The sequence below is a fragment of the Blautia sp. OM07-19 genome (assembly GCF_003481595.1).
In the GTDB taxonomy this organism is placed as follows: domain Bacteria; phylum Bacillota; class Clostridia; order Lachnospirales; family Lachnospiraceae; genus Blautia_A; species Blautia_A intestinihominis.
This window is the reverse complement of record NZ_QULA01000010.1, coordinates 62,739-82,253: the sequence shown is the minus strand read 5'-3', so window position 1 is coordinate 82,253 and position 19,515 is coordinate 62,739. Positions and strand designations below refer to the sequence as shown.

The 19,515-nt window shown below is 46.2% G+C and carries 20 protein-coding genes and 1 pseudogene; all 21 read left to right on the top strand.

Annotation, left to right across the window (positions count from 1 at the left end):
- Positions 1–2: 2 nt before the first annotated feature.
- The 21 genes and pseudogenes from ftsY to DXC01_RS09125 all read left to right on the top strand — a co-directional run bounded on the left by ftsY (position 3) and on the right by DXC01_RS09125 (position 19,480).
- Positions 3–956, top strand: a complete 954-nt coding sequence (ftsY, locus tag DXC01_RS09220) for a signal recognition particle-docking protein FtsY (protein WP_173906901.1) — start codon at positions 3–5, stop codon at positions 954–956.
- Positions 957–995: 39 nt separating this feature from the next.
- Entirely contained in the window at positions 996–2,207 is a 1,212-nt protein-coding gene (gene ilvA / locus DXC01_RS09215; protein ID WP_118252402.1) for a threonine ammonia-lyase, read from the top strand.
- A 105-nt stretch (positions 2,208–2,312) separates the two neighbouring features.
- Positions 2,313–4,226, top strand: coding sequence for a BMP family ABC transporter substrate-binding protein (locus DXC01_RS09210; protein WP_118698777.1), 1,914 nt, complete (start codon positions 2,313–2,315; stop codon positions 4,224–4,226).
- Positions 4,227–4,243: 17 nt separating this feature from the next.
- Positions 4,244–4,864 (top strand): metallophosphoesterase family protein, encoded by a 621-nt coding sequence (locus DXC01_RS09205; RefSeq protein WP_118252404.1) that lies wholly within the window; start codon positions 4,244–4,246, stop codon positions 4,862–4,864.
- A gap of 516 nt (positions 4,865–5,380) precedes the next feature.
- A complete protein-coding gene (locus tag DXC01_RS09200) occupies positions 5,381–5,632 on the top strand; it encodes a type II toxin-antitoxin system Phd/YefM family antitoxin (RefSeq protein WP_118252405.1) in 252 nt (83 codons plus the stop codon).
- A gap of 145 nt (positions 5,633–5,777) precedes the next feature.
- Positions 5,778–5,873 (top strand): annotated as a pseudogene (locus tag DXC01_RS21455) (DUF7724 family protein); the annotation flags it as partial.
- Positions 5,863–6,084 carry a DUF7723 family protein gene (locus tag DXC01_RS09195; protein ID WP_118252406.1) on the top strand — a complete coding sequence of 74 codons (222 nt, stop codon included), beginning with the start codon at positions 5,863–5,865 and terminating at the stop codon, positions 6,082–6,084. The pseudogene DXC01_RS21455 and the gene DXC01_RS09195, both read left to right, overlap by 11 nt.
- 31 nt (positions 6,085–6,115) lie before the next feature.
- The gene (locus DXC01_RS09190) at positions 6,116–6,331 is read left to right on the top strand and encodes a DUF4160 domain-containing protein (RefSeq protein ID WP_243002381.1); all 216 of its coding nucleotides are present in this window, start codon (positions 6,116–6,118) and stop codon (positions 6,329–6,331) included.
- Positions 6,332–6,461: 130 nt separating this feature from the next.
- The gene (gene ylxM, locus DXC01_RS09185; protein ID WP_022215428.1) at positions 6,462–6,785 is read left to right on the top strand and encodes a YlxM family DNA-binding protein; all 324 of its coding nucleotides are present in this window, start codon (positions 6,462–6,464) and stop codon (positions 6,783–6,785) included.
- 3 nt (positions 6,786–6,788) lie between these two features.
- Positions 6,789–8,135 carry a signal recognition particle protein gene (gene ffh, locus DXC01_RS09180; protein ID WP_022215427.1) on the top strand — a complete coding sequence of 449 codons (1,347 nt, stop codon included), beginning with the start codon at positions 6,789–6,791 and terminating at the stop codon, positions 8,133–8,135.
- A gap of 50 nt (positions 8,136–8,185) precedes the next feature.
- On the top strand, positions 8,186–8,431 hold the full coding sequence (gene rpsP / locus DXC01_RS09175) for a 30S ribosomal protein S16 (protein WP_005424344.1): 246 nt from the start codon (positions 8,186–8,188) through the stop codon (positions 8,429–8,431).
- Between the two features lie 60 nt (positions 8,432–8,491).
- Positions 8,492–8,722: a KH domain-containing protein gene (locus DXC01_RS09170; RefSeq protein ID WP_005424345.1), complete on the top strand. Its 231-nt coding sequence runs from the start codon at positions 8,492–8,494 to the stop codon at positions 8,720–8,722.
- A gap of 58 nt (positions 8,723–8,780) precedes the next feature.
- On the top strand, positions 8,781–9,287 hold the full coding sequence (gene rimM / locus DXC01_RS09165; protein ID WP_022215426.1) for a ribosome maturation factor RimM: 507 nt from the start codon (positions 8,781–8,783) through the stop codon (positions 9,285–9,287).
- Positions 9,288–10,052: a tRNA (guanosine(37)-N1)-methyltransferase TrmD gene (gene trmD, locus DXC01_RS09160; RefSeq protein ID WP_022215425.1), complete on the top strand. Its 765-nt coding sequence runs from the start codon at positions 9,288–9,290 to the stop codon at positions 10,050–10,052.
- A gap of 2 nt (positions 10,053–10,054) precedes the next feature.
- Positions 10,055–11,080: a tRNA preQ1(34) S-adenosylmethionine ribosyltransferase-isomerase QueA gene (gene queA / locus DXC01_RS09155; protein ID WP_022215424.1), complete on the top strand. Its 1,026-nt coding sequence runs from the start codon at positions 10,055–10,057 to the stop codon at positions 11,078–11,080.
- A gap of 154 nt (positions 11,081–11,234) precedes the next feature.
- The gene (locus DXC01_RS09150) at positions 11,235–11,816 is read left to right on the top strand and encodes a DUF6553 family protein (protein WP_118698776.1); all 582 of its coding nucleotides are present in this window, start codon (positions 11,235–11,237) and stop codon (positions 11,814–11,816) included.
- Between the two features lie 45 nt (positions 11,817–11,861).
- A complete protein-coding gene (locus DXC01_RS09145) occupies positions 11,862–14,786 on the top strand; it encodes an insulinase family protein (protein WP_118698775.1) in 2,925 nt (974 codons plus the stop codon).
- A gap of 25 nt (positions 14,787–14,811) precedes the next feature.
- On the top strand, positions 14,812–15,720 hold the full coding sequence (era, locus tag DXC01_RS09140; RefSeq protein ID WP_022215421.1) for a GTPase Era: 909 nt from the start codon (positions 14,812–14,814) through the stop codon (positions 15,718–15,720).
- 3 nt (positions 15,721–15,723) lie between these two features.
- Complete coding sequence (gene recO / locus DXC01_RS09135) at positions 15,724–16,476, top strand: DNA repair protein RecO (protein WP_118698774.1); 753 nt, start codon at positions 15,724–15,726, stop codon at positions 16,474–16,476.
- Positions 16,477–16,554: 78 nt separating this feature from the next.
- The gene (locus DXC01_RS09130) at positions 16,555–17,949 is read left to right on the top strand and encodes a glycine--tRNA ligase (RefSeq protein WP_118698773.1); all 1,395 of its coding nucleotides are present in this window, start codon (positions 16,555–16,557) and stop codon (positions 17,947–17,949) included.
- 280 nt (positions 17,950–18,229) lie between these two features.
- Positions 18,230–19,480, top strand: a complete 1,251-nt coding sequence (locus tag DXC01_RS09125) for a 6-phosphofructokinase (protein WP_022213186.1) — start codon at positions 18,230–18,232, stop codon at positions 19,478–19,480.
- Positions 19,481–19,515: the final 35 nt, after the last annotated feature.

The following is a 19,515-nucleotide window of genomic DNA, read 5'->3' as shown; positions in this document are numbered from 1 at the left end:
AAATGGCTGAAGAAAAAAAAGGATTTTTTAAACGTCTGGTCAACGGCCTTACCAAAACAAGAGACAATATCGTTGCCGGATTTGATTCGATTTTCAGTGGTTATTCCAGCATTGATGAGGATTTTTATGAGGAACTCGAAGAAATCCTTATCATGGGAGATATCGGGATCAACGCAACATCAGCAATCATAGAGAAACTGAAAGAACAGGTTTCCGAACAGCATATCAAGAACCCGGCAGAGTGCAAGCAGCTTTTGATCGACGGGATCAAAGATCAGATGCGTGTCGACAGTACAGAATACGCATTCGAAAACCAGAAATCTGTGATCCTTGTGATCGGTGTCAACGGAGTAGGAAAGACAACTTCCGTTGGTAAACTTGCCGGCAAACTCAAAGATCAGGGAAAGAAAGTCATCCTTGCAGCAGCAGATACCTTCCGTGCGGCAGCAGGTGAGCAGCTTGCACAGTGGGCAAACCGTGCAGGTGTCGACCTTATCGGCGGACAGGCAGGAGCAGACCCGGCATCTATCGTATATGATGCGGTGGCAGCAGCCAAGGCAAGAAATGCAGATGTCCTGATCTGTGACACCGCAGGAAGACTTCACAATAAGAAAAACCTTATGGAAGAACTCCGCAAGATCTACAGGATCCTTGAGAGAGAATATCCGGAGGCATATCTGGAAACGCTGGTCGTTCTCGACGGAACAACAGGACAGAATGCCTTGGCACAGGCAAAGCAGTTTGCAGAAGTTGCCAACGTAAACGGAATCATCCTTACCAAACTGGATGGCACAGCAAAAGGTGGTATTGCAGTGGCGATCCAGTCAGAGCTTGATATTCCGGTCAAATACATCGGTGTCGGCGAGCAGATTGATGACCTGCAGAAATTCGATGCAGATGCGTTTGTCAATGCACTGTTTGACGTAGACGAGAAAGATTTTGGTACAGAAGAATAAATAAACTGTTCACAGAAACAGAACGAGGAGGAGCAAAAGATGCTTACATTAGAGAGCTTTGAAGAGGCAGCAGAGATCGTAAAACAGGTAACACAGGAAACAAAGCTGATCAAGAGCGCATATTTTTCAGAACTGACAGGAAACAAGGTTTTCCTGAAACCGGAGAACATGCAGCGTACCGGCGCATACAAAGTGCGTGGCGCATACTACAAGATCAGCACACTTTCCGAAGAAGAGAGAGCGAAGGGACTGATCGCTGCATCCGCAGGAAACCATGCACAGGGTGTTGCTTATGCAGCACATAAATTCGGTGCAAAGGCAGTCATCGTTATGCCGACTACCACACCGCTTATCAAAGTAGAGCGTACCAAGAGCTACGGCGCAGAAGTCATCCTCAAAGGGGATGTTTACGACGAAGCCTGTGCTTACGCGCTGGAACTGGCAGAAAAAGAAGGATACACTTTCATCCATCCATTCGATGATCCGGCTGTTGCAACAGGACAGGGAACCATCGCCATGGAGATCGTTCAGGAGCTGCCGCTGGTAGATTATATCCTGGTTCCAATTGGAGGAGGCGGACTGGCAACAGGTGTTTCCACTCTTGCCAAGCTTCTGAACCCGCACATCAAAGTCATCGGTGTAGAGCCATCCGGAGCTGCCTGCATGAAAGCTTCCATTGAGAAAGGCGAAGTTGTCACTCTTCCTCATGTAAATACCATTGCAGATGGTACTGCAGTACAGACACCGGGCGAGCACATCTTCTCGTACATCCAGGAGAATCTGGATGACATCATCACGATCGACGATGATGAGCTGATCGTTGCTTTCCTTGATATGGTAGAAAACCACAAGATGATCGTTGAGAACTCTGGACTTCTGACAGTTGCAGCACTCCGTCATCTGAACTTCACTGGCAAGAAAGTCGTATCCATCTTAAGTGGTGGAAATATGGACGTGATCACCATGTCTTCTGTTGTTCAGCATGGTCTGATCCAGAGAGACAGAATCTTTACTGTTTCTGTCCTGATCCCGGACAAGCCGGGTGAACTGGTACGTGTTGCATCCATCATTGCAGAAAACCAGGGCAACGTCATCAAACTGGATCACAATCAGTTTATCAGCACCAACCGTAACGAGGCAGTGGAACTTAAGGTAACACTGGAAGCATACGGAACAGAGCACAAGAATAAGATCGTTCAGGCTCTGGAAAAAGCAGGATGCAGACCGAAAGTGATTCGCGCAAGTCTGTAAAGTATAAGAAATTCTGATAAAAGAAAAGCAGGGGATTCAGACCGGGGAGGTCCGGATCCCCTTTTGGCCAAATAGAATAACCACTTAAAAAGGGGGTAATTTTTTATGACATATGTATCAGAAGATTATATAAAAGCATATAAAATGGGCAAAAAAGATTATCAGGCAAGGATGATGCGAGGCGAAGTCCCGACGCTTAAAGTCCTTGATGATATCCTCCCGTCCAGAGGTTCTTATTCTGAAGTTCCGCTGGGACTTGTCCAGATCCCGATCGATCAGATCGTAGGAACAAAGAGCGGCGGCAGAAGCAGTGCGTTTTCCGGAAATTTCATGCCGATCCTCAGGGAAAACACGGAGTTTGCCTACAAATGGAGTGTACTGATCGACAGTCACCTCAAAGAAGGAATCCATGACCCGGTCAAAGCTTATGAGTACATGAATAAGTTCTATATCGAAGAGGGAAACAAGCGTGTCAGCGTCCTGAAATACTGTGATGCTGTCTCTGTTCCTGGAAACGTGACAAGGATCCTTCCTGCAAGGACTGACCAGAAGGAAAACAAGATCTACTATGAATTTGTGGATTTTTATGCGCTTTCTCAGATCAATTATATTTATTTTTCCAAACTGGGAAGTTTTGCGAAGCTGCAGGAAGCAGTAGGAAAAGGCCCGAAAGAACTCTGGACGGACGATGACAAGCTGAATTTCAGTTCTGTATATTCCAGGTTTGCAGCAGAATATGAGGCTGCCGGCGGTAAGAAGCTTTCGATCACGACGGGGGATGCATTCCTGGCATTTCTAACAGTTTATGGTTATGAAGCGCTCTGCCAGAAGACAGTAAGCGAACTCAAGACCCTGGTCGCAAAGAGCTGGGAAGAGTTTGAACTTCTCGAACATGACAATGTCATTGACCTGAAACTTGACCCGAACAAGGAGAAAAAGCCTCTGCTCAACCGCCTGCTTCCACTCAGTGCACCGAAACTTAAGATCGCTTTTCTCTATGCAAAGACACCGGGAACTTCCGCATGGACTTATGCACATGAACTGGGAAGGCTTCATCTGGAGCAGACTTTCCCAGAGGAAGTTACGACCATGTGCTATGAGAATCTGACACCGGAACTTGCAGAAAAAGCGATCTCCGATGCGATCCAGAAGGGCTGCAATATCATTTTCACAACGACACCGGAGTTTGTACAGGCAAGTGTGCAGGCCGCGATCGCCAATCCGAATGTAAGGATCCTGAACTGTTCGCTGAACACTTCCCACCGTTACATCCGTACCTATTATGCGCGTATGCATGAAGCGAAATTCCTGATGGGAGCGATCGCCGGTGCGATGGCGGAGAATGGCCAGCTTGCGTACATTGCAGATTATCCGATCTTTGGAACGATCGCAAATATCAATGCCTTTGCCCTGGGCGCCAAGATGGTGAACCCGAGAGCAAAGATCTATCTGGAATGGTCCACGCTTAAGGATGTTGACCTGGGACGTACAATGGAAAATGTGCAGAAAAAGGGTGTGACTGTTGTTTCCGGTAAAGATATGGTGATCCCGGAAGAGACTTCCAGATATTTTGGACTTTATCATCTGGAAAACGGCGAGCCGCACAATATCGCCATGCCTCTGTGGCACTGGGGTAAATTTTATGAGCAGCTGATCCGCACGATCATGGATGGAACCTGGAAATATGACGATAATTATGAAACAAAAGCGATCAACTACTGGTGGGGACTTTCTGCTGGCGTTGTAGATGTCATCCACTCCCAGAATCTGCCGATCGGAACGAGACGTCTGATCCGGCTTCTCAAAGACAATATCACAAGGGGAGAATTCAATCCGTTCTCGGGAGTTCTGTACTCTCAGGATGGAATGGTACAGTCAGATCCGAACAAGGCTCTTTCTCCGGAAGAGATCATCACCATGGACTGGCTGGCAGAAAACGTTGTCGGCTCGATCCCGACACGCAAAGAATTAACAGATCAGGCCAAACCGGTTACACAGCAGTCTGGTCTTGAGAATTAGAGGGGAAACGCAAATAAATGAAAATACTTGCCATAGCAGATGAAGAATCCAAGTATCTGTGGGACTATTTCGAAAAAAGCAAACTGGAAGGAATCGATCTTATCATTTCCTGCGGAGATCTGGACCCGAGATACCTTTCCTTCCTTGCCACATTTACATCGGCACCGGTGCTCTATGTTCACGGAAACCATGATGACAAATACGAAAAGATCCCACCGGAAGGCTGCATCTGCATTGACGACAAACTTTTTGTCTATGAAGGAATAAGGATTCTGGGGCTTGGCGGCTCCATGAGATACAAACCAGGTGTCCATCAGTACACGGAATGGGAAATGCAAAAAAGGGTGCTGAAACTTTACCCGAAGATTTGGTTTCGGGGAGGTTTCGATATCCTCGTGACCCATTCCCCTGCCTACCAGCTAAACGACGGCAGAGACCTCCCGCACCAGGGCTTCAAGATCTTCCGCCGCCTCATGGGAAAATACCACCCCAAATACTTCCTCCACGGACACGTCCACATGTCATATGGAAGAAAACACAAACGCTACGACAAATACGAAGAAACCAACGTGATCAACGCCTTCGACCGCTGCGTCTTCGAATTCGAAGCCGAAGAACCCGGGAAGGAGCTGGAATAAAGATTATTTGTCAAGAAAAAACACTTGATATAGATTCCTGAGAAAGGCAGGAAATACAAGGCTTTGCGGGAGATGGAATTTGATTCTGTGACAAATTTGTGACAAATGGAGAAAAATTCATAGAAATACCGAGATCAGGCATATTGATTTCCAGAAATACATATGCTATAATTGCCATAGGCAAAAAAAGAAGTAATAATGTTCAATGCAAAGCGAAAGCCCTCAGTACTGGGAATACTGGGGGCTTTCTTTTTGTGCTTTTACGGTGCGCTAACCGAGGCTAGTTGCTGTTGTTATCGCTTGTCTAACCATTTGTTGATGAGGTGGCAAACCACACCAGCCGCAACAGCGATTAAAAAAGAAGTAATTGGATCCAATACAAAGCACCTCCCCTCTGTTGCCAGATTTGGGAGCAGCAACGTATATAGTATAGCATAAATAAGAACAAATTGCTCTTTGGCGCGTGAGCTAAAATCATAACAGCAAGAAAAATACTATGAGAAGGCTGGTGAAATTATGTTAGCAGTAACTTATTCTATAATCAGAAATAAGTTAAAGGATTATTGCAATCAGGCAACAGACAATCACGAGACAGTCATTGTTACTCGTAAAGGTGAAAAGAACGTTGTAATCATGAGTCTTGAAAAATATAATCAGTTCGAAAAGGCTGCCCGCAATGCAGAATATCTTGCCATGATAGATCGAGGAATTACTCAGTTGTTAGCAGGAAAAGGCCAGGAGCATGAACTAATTGAGGCGGATGAATGAGTTCTGATTAATGTTCAATGCAAAGCAAAATTCCTCAGAGTGGCAGATCTGAGAGACTTTTTTGGGGGAGGATTTTGAGAAAGAATGGGATAAAGGTTATCTGGTTGTAATGGCGAAGTACAAAAATCTGAATGAGGTAGAGTAGTATATTGATCTTGTTCCGATTCTTCAAAATTTATATTATGATGTAGATGAATTCCTTACACCGGTAAAGGAGGTTCAGATTGACTATGCAGCTTGATATTAAAAAGATAGCAGATGCAGCAGATATGATCATTAATGGGTATGCGTATACTCAAGAGGGAAAATATATTCGTATGCTTAATCTGAATAAACCAAACCATGCAGCGGTTATATATGATAATAAGATAGTGGAAACTAATATGGATGATATCGAAAATCAGATAGTACTGGATTATTATTTGAACAATAAGCAGTTTATGGAGGATTAGCCATGCCCAAACAGGCAAGTTATTTAGCGAAATGTCAATGATACAGTACACTAGTGACAGAAAACTGACAGAAGCAGGATCAGCGAAATTCTTTGTAAAAAATAATGGAGATACAACTTTAGAAAGACAGGGAAGTTTGACTGACCGTGAAGTAAGAAAAATCAGAGCTTTTATTAAAGAACACTATAAAGAAATGTACCTGAAATGGATTGAGATTGCTGATACCGGTTTTTATGGTGAAAAATAGTAAACATTAAGCAATTATAAAAAGATATGTGAATTTTGTGGTAAAGATGAAATAAGAAAAATTAACTTTGTCAAGAAAAAACACTTGACACCCGCACCAAAATAAGTTATGATACCCAAGGTGGTTACAAATGGAAAAAATTGTGGAACAGACATTGTTATATGATTTTTATGGAGAATTGCTTACAGAGCGGCAGCAGCAGGTATATGAGAGCGTTGTTCTGGAGGATTATTCTCTGAGTGAGGTGGCAGAGGAACTAGGGATCAGCCGCCAGGGTGTTCATGATATGATCAAGCGCTGCAATCATACACTGGAAGAATACGAGGGCAAGCTTCATCTGGTAGAGAAGTTCCTGAGTATCAGAGAGCAGGTCCGTCGGATCAAACAGATCGCAGCCACTTATCAGGCACAGGAGATCACAGAGATCTCCAATGAAATTTTAGAGGAGTTATAACGCATGGCATTTGAAAGCTTGACGGAAAAATTGCAAAATGTATTCAAAAAGCTGAGAAGTAAAGGCCGACTTACAGAGGAAGATGTTAAGATTGCTCTGAAAGAAGTCAAGATGGCTCTTCTTGAGGCGGATGTAAACTTTAAGGTCGTGAAGCAGTTCACGAAATCTGTACAGGAACGTGCAGTCGGACAGGATGTAATGAACGGACTGAATCCTGGACAGATGGTGATCAAGATCGTTAATGACGAACTTGTAAGCCTGATGGGAAGCGAGACAACAGAGCTTCCACTGAAACAGGGAAATGAGATTACCGTACTGATGATGGCAGGTCTTCAGGGTGCAGGTAAGACAACCACAGTTGCCAAACTTGCAGGCAAGCTCAAATCCAAGGGAAAACGACCGCTCCTAGTCGCATGTGACGTCTATCGTCCGGCAGCGATCACACAGCTTCAGGTCAATGGCGAGAAGCAGGGCGTAGAAGTTTTTTCCATGGGAGACAAGCAGAACCCGGTTGACATTGCAAAGGCAGCAATCGAGCATGCCAAAGCCAATCAGCAGAATGTAGTTCTTCTCGATACCGCAGGCCGTCTTCATGTTGATGAAAACATGATGCAGGAACTTGCAGATATCAAGGCGAACATACAGGTAGATGCAACACTTCTCATTGTAGATGCAATGACAGGTCAGGATGCGGTAAACGTAGCCAAGACTTTTGTTGATAAGGTCGGGATCGATGGTGTGATCCTTACCAAGATGGATGGCGACACCCGAGGCGGTGCGGCACTTTCCATCAAAGCAGTAACCGGAAAGCCGATCCTCTATGTAGGTATGGGTGAGAAGCTTTCAGATCTGGAGCAGTTCTATCCGGAACGTATGGCTTCCAGAATCCTGGGAATGGGAGATGTGATGAGCCTCATCGAGAAAGCAGAGGCGGCACTCGACCAGGATCAGGCAGCAGAAATGCAGAAGAAGCTCAAAAAGATGGACTTCGACTTCAACGACTATCTGACCAGTATGGAGCAGATGAACAAGATGGGCGGTATCGGCAGCATCCTCAACATGCTCCCGGGAATCGGCAACAAGGCCAAGGATCTCGAGGACATGATCGATGAGAAAGCACTTGACCGTACCAAAGCGATCATCCTTTCCATGACCCCGGCAGAGCGGACCAATCCGGGAATCCTCAATGTATCCCGCAAGAACCGCATCGCCAGAGGCGCAGGAGTTGACATCGCAGAAGTCAATCGTCTGGTCAAACAGTTTGAGCAGAGTAAGAAACTCATGAAACAGATGCCTGGAATGATGGGCGGTAAAATGGGTAAAAGAGGCGGCTTCAAGCTTCCTTTTTAAATAAATCAACCAATAAAAATACAAAGATATCATAATGGAGGAAACAAAAAATGGCAGTTAAAATCAGATTAAGAAGAATGGGACAGAAAAAAGCACCTTTTTATAGAATCGTAGTTGCAGATTCCCGCAGTAAACGTGACGGAAAATGCATCGCTGAGATCGGAACATACGACCCGAACATCGAGCCAAGCGCATACAAAGTAAACGAAGAAGAAGCTAAAAAATGGCTTGCTGCTGGTGCTCAGCCAACAGACGTTGTTGCAAGAATCTTCAAAGAGGCCGGAATCGAGAAATAAGAAATACTTTACGGAAGGTATTTCTAAAGTCCTGTCATAGACAGTACAGGGAGGTATGTAATGAAAGAATTAGTTGAAGTAATTGCAAAATCTCTTGTCGAGCATCCGGATGAGGTGGTAGTCACCGAAAACGAAAAAGAAGATGCAGTTATCATTGAACTGAAAGTAGGCCCTTCCGACATGGGAAAGGTCATCGGAAGACAGGGACGTATTGCCAAGGCAATCCGTACAGTAGTTAAGGCGGCTTCTTCAAAGAGCAGCAAAAAAGTAATTGTAGACATTCTGCAATAAAGAAAGAATCGGAGCTGTGGAAACATAGCTCCTTTTTACATCTTAAAGGGAGTTTTTTATGGAAGATTTATTAAAGGTCGGAGTGATCACTACCACACATGGAGTGAGAGGCGAAGTAAAGGTATATCCTACCACAGACGATGCAGAGCGTTTTCTGGATCTGGATTATGTGATGCTGGATACAGGAAAAGAATACCGCAGACTGGATATCAAGAACGTAAGATTTTTCAAAAACCTTGCGATCCTCAAATTTGACGGCATCGACAATATCAATGATATCGAGAAATACAAAGGATGCAGTCTCTGGATCCCGAGAGAAGAAGGCCAGGAGCTCGGAGAGGATGAGTACTATATTGCGGATCTTCTGGGAATGAATGTGGTATTAGAAGACGGAACAGAATTCGGGACACTCAAAGATGTCATGGAGACAGGAGCAAATGATGTCTATATCATCAACTCCAAAGAACACGGCGAAGTGCTCCTTCCGGCGATCAAAGAGTGCATTTTGAATGTAGATCTGGAAAGCAATACAATGACCATACATTTGATGAAGGGACTTATATAAATGAATTTTCATGTTTTGACACTTTTTCCGGAAATGATCCAGCAGGGAATGAACACCAGCATCATCGGACGCGCAATCACAGGAGGCTATCTTTCTGTGGAAGCCATCAACATCCGCGATTATGCGTTCAACAAACACCAGAAAGTCGATGATTATCCTTACGGCGGCGGCGCAGGTATGCTGATGCAGGCAGAGCCTGTCTACCTCGCTTACCAGTCCATCGAGGAAAAAATCGGCTACAGACCGCGCGTGGTCTACCTGACTCCACAGGGCAGCGTCTTTAACCAGACTATGGCGAAAGACTTTGCCAAAGAAAAGGATCTGGTTTTCCTGTGTGGACATTACGAAGGGATCGATGAGCGTGTACTTGAAGAAGTAGTCACAGATTTGGTTTCCATCGGCGATTACGTGCTCACAGGCGGCGAGCTTCCGGCAATGGTCATGATGGATTCCATTTCCAGAATGGTCCCGGGAGTCTTAAGCAACCAGGAATCCGGCGAGACGGAATCTTTTGCCGGAAATCTTCTTGAATATCCACAGTACAGCCGTCCAGAAGAATGGCACGGCAAAAAAGTCCCTCCTGTCCTTTTATCGGGACACCATGCCAATATCGAAGCATGGCGGAGAGAGCAGTCCATTCTGCGCACGGCGAAAAACCGACCGGATCTTCTCAAGAAGGCAGACCTCACCAACAAAGAATGGAACCAGGTCCGCCAGTGGAGAAAACAATGGAAAGAAGAAAAAGAACAGAACGATAAGGAGTAATTATGAAAACATCAGATTTTTATTATGATCTTCCGAAGGAACTGATCGCACAGGATCCGCTGGAAGACCGCAGTTCTTCCAGGCTTCTTCATCTTTCTATGAAAGACGGATCCATGGAACACAGACATTTTACAGACATTCTGGACTATCTGAATGAGGGAGACTGTCTGGTCATCAACGATACGAGAGTTATCCCGGCGCGTCTGTACGGACACAAGGAAGAGACAGGAGCCCTGATCGAGATCCTGCTTCTGAAACGCCGCGAGAATGACATCTGGGAATGTCTCGTAAAACCAGGCAAGAAAGCAAGACCGGGCGCAAAGATCACTTTTGGAGACGGAATCTTAAAGGGTGAGATCATCGACATCGTTGATGAAGGAAACCGCCTGATCCAGTTCCACTATGACGGAATCTTTGAGGAGATCCTGGATCAGCTTGGCGAGATGCCTCTGCCTCCGTACATCACACATAAATTAAAAGACAAGAACCGTTATCAGACCGTATATGCCAAGAACGACGGCTCCGCAGCAGCACCGACAGCCGGACTTCACTTCACGAAAGAACTTCTGGAGCAGGTGAAGGCAAAGGGCGTCAAGATCGCACATGTGACACTTCACGTAGGACTTGGAACCTTCCGTCCGGTCAAAGTAGATGATGTAGAACAGCATCATATGCATTCAGAATTCTATATGGTAGAAGAAGATCAGGCAAAACTCATCAACGATACCAAGAAAGCAGGCGGACGTGTGATCTCCGTAGGAACCACAAGCTGCCGTACCCTGGAATCAGCAACCGGTGAGGACGGGATCCTTCTCGCAGGAAGCGGCTGGACAGAGATCTTTATCTATCCGGGCTACAGATTCAAGATGATCGACGGACTAATCACCAACTTCCACCTGCCGGAATCCACCCTGATGATGCTGGTTTCCGCTCTTGCAGGCAAGGAAAACATTATGGCAGCTTATGAGGAAGCAGTACGCCAGAAGTATCGCTTTTTCTCCTTCGGCGACGCCATGCTCATCCTGTAAATCTTGACAAATTAGGGACAAGCTATTTCTCACAAAGAGGACTACCCTTTTTTCTCCATATTTGCTATAATAGGCATATTGGAGGAAAGAGGGTTTTATTTTTTTATCTTCTAACACCGTGGCAGAATAAAATACCCAAAGGAGAAGGATATATATGGATACACCAACAATCGCACAATATTATAGAGAAACAGACCCGGCTAAACGTAAGGAACTTCTGGAGCAGGCAATTGCCGAGGAAGGCGCTACAGAGGAGAATCAGGCCCGCAGGGAGATCTGGGATGCCCGCTACAGCATGAAATCTGATCTTGGAGGTCAGGCAGATGGTTATCTGAAGTTCTGGATGACGATCGAATTCAACCGTACTTCCGGAAACAGATGGTTTACTTCCAAAGGTGCGCGTAAGGGACTTCAGAAGGAACTGGATCAGGTGCACTTTCATGAACTTGCAGCGAAAAGTGAACTGCACAGAGAACTCATTTATCGGGAGTGCGAACACCTTGTGAAGTTGTACATGGATCTCTGCCAGACAGACAAGAGTTATAATACAATACTCTGCGGACTTGTGACAATGAAGCGGGATGATGTCAAATCAAAACTCCAGAGAGATATTTATGAGACTGCTGTCAAAGTACCGAGAGAACTTGATATGGAACAAGAACTGGCACTGCTCACCAGAGCTGCCCGCAAAGTCTACGAGGATTATTTCCCGGGCGAGGGCGGACTGCCGGAATAAATTCCGCAAAATAACAAATACTACATATAAAAAACGGAGGCATCAATGAATTTAAACGAAGTGACTGCATACGAAGTCATCCAGAAAAAAAAATTAACTGATATCCGTTCTACAGGCTACCTGCTCCGGCACATCAAGACCGGAGCGAGGGTAATGCTCATTGAGAACGATGACGAAAACAAAGTGTTCAATATCGCTTTTCGAACCCCGCCGAAGAACAGCACAGGCGTTGCCCACATTCTGGAGCACAGCGTGCTTTGCGGATCCAGAGAATTTCCACTGAAGGATCCTTTTGTGGAACTGGTCAAAGGCTCTTTGAACACTTTTTTGAATGCCATGACTTATCCGGACAAAACCTGCTACCCGGTGGCAAGCTGCAACGATCAGGATTTCCAGAACCTGATGCATGTTTACCTGGACGCAGTTTTTTACCCGAATATTTACAAGAAAGAAGAGATCTTCCGCCAGGAAGGATGGAGCTACCATCTGGAACAGCCGGAAGGACCACTGACATACAACGGGGTTGTTTACAACGAAATGAAGGGAGCTTTTTCCTCTCCGGACGATGTCCTGGAGCGTGACATCATGAACTCTTTGTTCCCGGATATCACCTATGGCTGTGAATCCGGCGGAGATCCTGACAATATCCCGGATTTAAGCTACGAGGAGTTTCTTGATTTCCACAGAACGTATTATCACCCATCCAACAGCTATATTTATCTGTACGGAAATATGGACATGGTGGAGAAACTTGACTTTATCGACAAACATTATCTTTCCGCTTATGACAGCCTAAACGTAGATTCCGAGATCAGAGAGCAGAAGCCTTTTGCCGCAATGCAGGATCTGACCATGGAATATCCAGTTGCAGAGAGCGAGGGTGAGGAGGACAATGCATACCTTTCTTACAACGTTGTAGTGGGAACTGCTATGGACAGCCTCACCAGCATTGCATTTGAAGTCCTGGATTATGCACTCTTAAGTGCGCCGGGCGCACCGCTCAAGCAGGCACTTCTTGATGTCGGCATCGGTAAGGATATCTACGGTGCTTATGAGGATGGTATCCGTCAGCCATATTTTGACATTATCGCAAAGGGCGCAAATGCGGACAAAAAAGACGAATTTGTTTCCGTTATCCGCAAAGTCCTTCAGGATGTCATCACATCCGGAATTGACAAGAAAGCTCTGGAAGCCGGAATCAACTGCATGGAATTCCGCTACAGAGAGGCAGATTTCTCTTCCTATCCGAAGGGGCTGATCTATGGACTCGATATCCTTGGCAACTGGCTCTATGACGATGAACATCCATTTGCACAGGTAGAACTGATCCCGGTATTTGAGAAGCTGAAATCCCTCAAGAACACAGGATACTTCGAAGAACTGATCCGGAAATATCTCCTCGATAATCCACACGGATCTGTACTGACCCTTGTACCATCCAGAGGTCTTGCTGCAAGAAAGACAAAAGCCCTGGAGGACAAACTTGCTGACTACCTGAATGGAATCTCCGAGGAAGAAAAACAGCAGATGGTACAGCGCACGAAGGATCTTGAGGCATACCAGGAAGCTGAGGAAGATCCGGAAGCAGCCAAATGCATTCCGATGCTTAAGCGCGAGGATATTCGCAAGGAAGCAGATAAATTCTACAATGAAGAACTGGATGTGGACGGAAGTCTTTTCCTGTATCACGACGTTCCGACCAATGGAATCGGCTATCTGGATCTGATGTTTGACCTTAAGAGCCTTTCACCGGATAAAGTACTATATCTCGGACTCCTGAAATCCGTACTCGGTTATGTGAATACCGCACATTACACCTATGGAGAACTTTCAAATGAGATCAATGCCGAGACAGGCGGGATCGTGTGCGGCGTGGAAGTGTTTGACCGCGCAGACTCTGTCGATGAATACCGTGCATTCTTCGGAGTGAAGGGCAAGGTAATGTACCCTAAGACAGATGTTATGTTCCGCATGATTCGTGAGATCCTCAATACCTCTGATGTGACAGACACCCGCAGACTTCATGAGATCATCTCAAGAGTCAAATCAAGAGCACAGTCAAGTCTGGTGAGTGCAGGACATTCCACAGCTGTACTCCGTGCTGCATCCTATGGTTCACCGATGGCTGCGTTCCAGGATGCGATGGCAGGAATCGCTTACTACCAGTTCATCGAGAAACTGGATAAGGAATTTGAAGAGCGCAAGGATGAGATCATTGAGAACCTTAAATCCCTGATGACTGAGATCCTCCGCCCGGAAAACTTAAGCGTCAGCTACACCGGCGAGAGAGAATCTCTGGAAACGATGCAGAAACAAGTCAGAGAATTAAAGAAAACTCTTCATCAGGAAGCAGTCGAAACTTCTCCGGCACCGATGATCTGCGAGAAAAAGAACGAAGGCTTCATGACCTCCGGACAGGTACAGTACGCGGCACAGGCAGGAAACTTCCGCAAGAAAGGCTTTGCATACACAGGTGCACTCAATATCCTCAAAGTCGCTTTAAGCTACGATTATCTCTGGATCAACATCCGTGTCAAAGGCGGCGCTTATGGCTGCATGAGCGGATTCAAATACAGTGGCGAGAGCTTCTTCGTATCTTACCGTGATCCGCATCTGAAACGCACTTACGATGTTTTTGCAGGAATCCCGGATTATGTACGTGGATTTAAGGCTGACGAGCGTGAGATGACAAAATACATCATCGGAACGATCAGCGGCAAAGACGTACCGAAGACTCCGCAGATGAAAGGCAATGCATCCAAGGGAGCATACTTCTGCGGCGTGACAGAAGAGATGATGCAGAAAGAACGTGACGAGATCCTGAATGCACAGGCAGAAGACATCCAGGCACTGGCTCCGCTGATCGAGGCGATCCTGTCCGATGAAGAGATCTGTGTTGTAGGAAGTGAACCAAAAGTACAGAAAGAAGAGACACTCTTTGGAAGCATCAGCCCGCTGATCAACGGCTGATCCAGGGAGCAGTTTAGGAGTAAATATGAAAGATAATTTTAAATCCGGATTTACAGCGATCATCGGCCGTCCAAATGTCGGAAAATCCACATTGATGAACCATCTGATCGGTCAGAAGATCGCGATCACATCCAAGAAACCGCAGACGACCAGAAACCGTATCCAGACCGTATATACCTGTGAGGACGGTCAGATCGTCTTCCTCGATACCCCTGGTATCCACAAGGCAAAAAACAAGCTGGGCGAGTACATGGTCCAGGTAGCAGAGAGAACACTCAAAGATGTCGATGTGATCCTTTGGCTGGTAGAGCCGACGACCTTTATCGGCGCAGGAGAACGTCACATTGCAGAGCAGCTTAAGGGCTTACATCTGCCGGTCATCCTTGTGATCAACAAGGTCGATACCGTTGACAAGGACGAGATCCTCAAGGCGATCGACACCTACCGCAAACTTTATGAATTTGATGAAATCATTCCATGCTCTGCACTGCGCAACCAGAACACAGAGGATATCGTCCCGTGCATTCTGAAATACCTGCCATACGGACCGATGTTCTACGATGAGGACACCGTAACAGACCAGCCGCAGAGACAGATTGCCGCAGAGATCATCCGTGAGAAGGCACTTCACGCGCTTGATGCTGAGATCCCGCACGGAATCGCAGTCGCTATCGACAGCATGAAAGAGCGTCCTGGCAAAAACAACCTCGTAGACATCGAAGCAACGATCATCTGCGAGAGAGACTCTCACAAAGGAATCATTATCGGCAAACAGGGTGCCATGCTCAAAAAGATCGGCAGCAATGCCCGCTATGAGCTGGAACGCATGCTGGATGCCAAGGTCAACCTGAAGATCTGGGTCAAAGTCCGCAAAGACTGGCGTGACAGTGACTTTATGATTAAAAACTTTGGTTACGACAAGAAGGAAATCTGATAAATGAGTGATCTGATCACCGTGCAGGGAGTTGTGATCTCTGCGATGCCGATCGGCGAATATGACAAGAGAATCGTTCTGCTGACCAGAGAGAGGGGCAAGATCTCCGCTTTTGCCAAAGGTGCAAGACGGCCGAACAGCCCGTTTTTGGCAGCAGCAGATCCTTTTGTGTTTGGAACTTTTACCCTGTTTGAAGGCAGGAGCAGCTATAATCTGAACCAGGTGTCCGTATCCCACCATTTCGTAGAACTGGCGGCGATGCAGCCTGGGGTCTATTATGGCTATTACTTCCTGGAACTGGCAGATTACTTCGGGCGTGAGGGAACGGACGAGAGGGAGATGATGAACCTTCTCTATGTCACAGTCAAAGCCCTTCTGAATCCGAAGATGGACAACCGTCTGATCCGCTGCATCTTTGAACTGCGGACGATGGTAGAGGAGGGACTCTGCCCGGAGCTTTTTCAGTGCGCGCAGTGCGGACGTGAGGAGATTCCGGAAGGACAGGTGTTTTTTTCGCAGGATCTCCACGGCATCCTGTGCCAGAAATGCGCATCCGGACAGAAAGGAACTCTTCGGATTTCGCCTTCGGCACTTTATGCCATGCGCTTTATAGCGACAGCACCGATGGGAAAGCTGTATACTTTTACTGTGAAGGATGAAGTGCTTCTGGAACTGGAGCACATCATACATAGATATACGGCTGCAAACACGGACAAAAGGTTCCGAAGTCTCCAGATTCTGGAGGTTATGAAATAAAAAAGTTGAAATATATTGAAAATGCGGTATAATGAGAACACTTAGGTTTTCACCAATAAAACAATGAGGAGAGATATCATGGAAAAAACAATGGAGAAAATTGTTGCTCTGGCAAAAGCCAGAGGATTCGTTTATCCTGGTTCAGAAATTTATGGAGGTCTTGCAAATACCTGGGACTACGGTAACCTTGGCGTTGAACTCAAGAACAACGTAAAGCGCGCATGGTGGCAGAAATTTGTTCAGGAATCCCCGTACAATGTCGGTGTAGACTGTGCGATCCTAATGAATCCGCAGACATGGGTAGCATCCGGTCATCTTGGCGGATTCTCCGATCCTCTGATGGACTGTAAGGAATGCCACGAGCGTTTCCGTGCAGACAAGCTGATCGAGGATTTCTGCGGAGAGCATGACATTGCGATCGAAGGAAGCGTAGATGCATGGTCCCAGGAGCAGATGATGAACTTCATCAAGGATCACGAAGTTCCGTGTCCGTCCTGCGGCAAGCACAACTTCACAGATATCCGTCAGTTCAACCTGATGTTTAAGACATTCCAGGGTGTAACTGAGGACGCCAAGAACACTGTTTACTTAAGACCTGAAACAGCACAGGGTATCTTTGTAAACTTCAAGAACGTACAGAGAACATCCCGTAAGAAGATTCCGTTTGGTATCGGCCAGATCGGTAAATCTTTCCGTAACGAGATCACACCGGGTAACTTCACATTCCGTACCCGTGAGTTCGAGCAGATGGAACTTGAATTCTTCTGCGAGCCGGATACAGACCTTGAGTGGTTTGCATACTGGAAGAAATTCTGTCTTGACTGGCTGAGCTCCCTTGGTCTTAAGGATGACGAAGTCCGTTACCGTGACCATGACAAGGAAGAACTGAGCTTCTACAGCAAGGCTACTACAGACGTAGAGTTCCTGTTCCCGTTCGGATGGGGCGAGCTGTGGGGAATCGCTGACAGAACAGACTATGACCTGACACAGCATCAGAATGTATCCGGTCAGGATCTGACATACTTCGACGATGAGAAGAAACAGAAATACATTCCTTACGTTATCGAGCCTTCACTTGGTGCTGACCGTATGGTACTTGCATTCCTGTGCAGCGCATACGATGAGGAAGTTCTGGATGCAGAGAAGAACGACGTTCGTACAGTCCTTCACTTCCATCCGGTACTGGCTCCGGTCAAGATCGGTGTCCTTCCGCTTTCCAAGAAGCTGAACGATGGTGCAGAGAAAATCTTCCAGCAGTTAAGCAAGAAATACAACTGCGAGTACGATGACCGTGGAAACATCGGTAAACGTTACAGAAGACAGGATGAGATCGGTACTCCGTACTGCATCACTTACGACTTCGAATCTGAGAATGACGGAGCAGTTACTGTCCGTGACCGTGACACCATGGAGCAGGTTCGTGTCAAGATCGGCGAGTTGGAAGCATACTTTGCTGACAAATTTACATTCTAAGTTCTGAGGACTCAGAAACTTTCATAAGAGAATGACGACAGGCATTCGCTGTGCACTGCGCTGATACGCAGACACGGCAGATGCCTGATTTTTTTGTGGCATTCTTCTATTTCTTTTATAATCCATACAGCATATACAAACAAAACTATACAAAATAGATAATAAAAACAAAAGATATATACAAAAACATATAAAAATACACAAATCTTCTTGACGAAAACGGATAATATTGGTAAAATTTAACTATTATATATCCGACAACAAAAAAGGAGATGACAGTATGGCAAAAAAACGCAATATCATTGTAGGACAGTCCGGAGGTCCTACCGCAGTAATCAATTCCAGTCTTGCAGGTGTGTACAAGAACGCCATTGAGCGAGGTTTCGACAAGGTATATGGAATGCTGCACGGAATTCAGGGACTTCTGGATGAACAGTATATCGATCTTTCTACACAGATCCACTCAGAGCTGGACATTGAGCTTCTCAAGAGAACCCCGTCCGCGTTCTTAGGTTCCTGTCGTTTTAAACTTCCTGAGATCCACGAAGACAAGACCATCTATGAGAAGATCTTTGGTATACTGAACCGTCTTGATATTGATGCGTTTATCTATATTGGCGGAAATGACTCCATGGACACCATCAAGAAGCTTTCTGATTTCGCAATCCTGACCGGCCAGAAGCAGAAATTCCTTGGCGTACCGAAGACCATTGACAATGACCTCGCACTGACCGACCATACACCTGGTTTTGGAAGTGCAGCCAAATACATCGGAGCTTCCACCAAGGAAGTGATCCGTGACGCACAGGGTCTTACCTACAAGAAGAGCATGATCACGATCATGGAAGTCATGGGTCGAAATGCAGGATGGCTCACCGGCGCAACTGCACTTGCGAGAACAGAGGACTGCGACGGACCGGACCTTATCTACCTTCCGGAAGTTGCATTTGACATTGAGAAATTCCTTGTCAAAGTCAAAGAACTCCTCAAGAAGAAATCTTCCGTTGTGATCGCTGTATCCGAGGGAATCCGCCTCGCTGACGGACGCTATGTCTGCGAACTTGGAAGCTCCGGAGATTACGTGGATGCATTCGGCCACAAACAGCTCGCAGGAACCGCGACATACCTTGCCAACTTCCTGGCAGCAGAGTGTGGCTGCAAGACAAGGGCTGTAGAGCTTTCTACCTTACAGAGAAGTGCTTCCCATATGGCATCCCGTGTCGATATCGACGAGGCATTTATGGTAGGCGGTGCTGCAGTGAAGGCAGCAGATGAAGGCGACACCGGCAAGATGATCGTCATCGACCGTGTTTCCGATGACCCGTACATGGCAAAAACAGGCATCTATGACGTACACAGGATCGCCAACGAAGAGAAGGTCGTTCCGAGAAACTGGATGAACAAAGATGCGACTTATGTCACCAAGGATTTTGTCGATTATATCAGCCCGCTGATCCAGGGAGACTACCAGCCGATCATGGTAAACGGTCTCCCGAGACACCTTGTGCTCAACCTTAAGAAGAAACGTTAAAGTAAAATATGAAATGGAGAAAGGTTTTTACATAT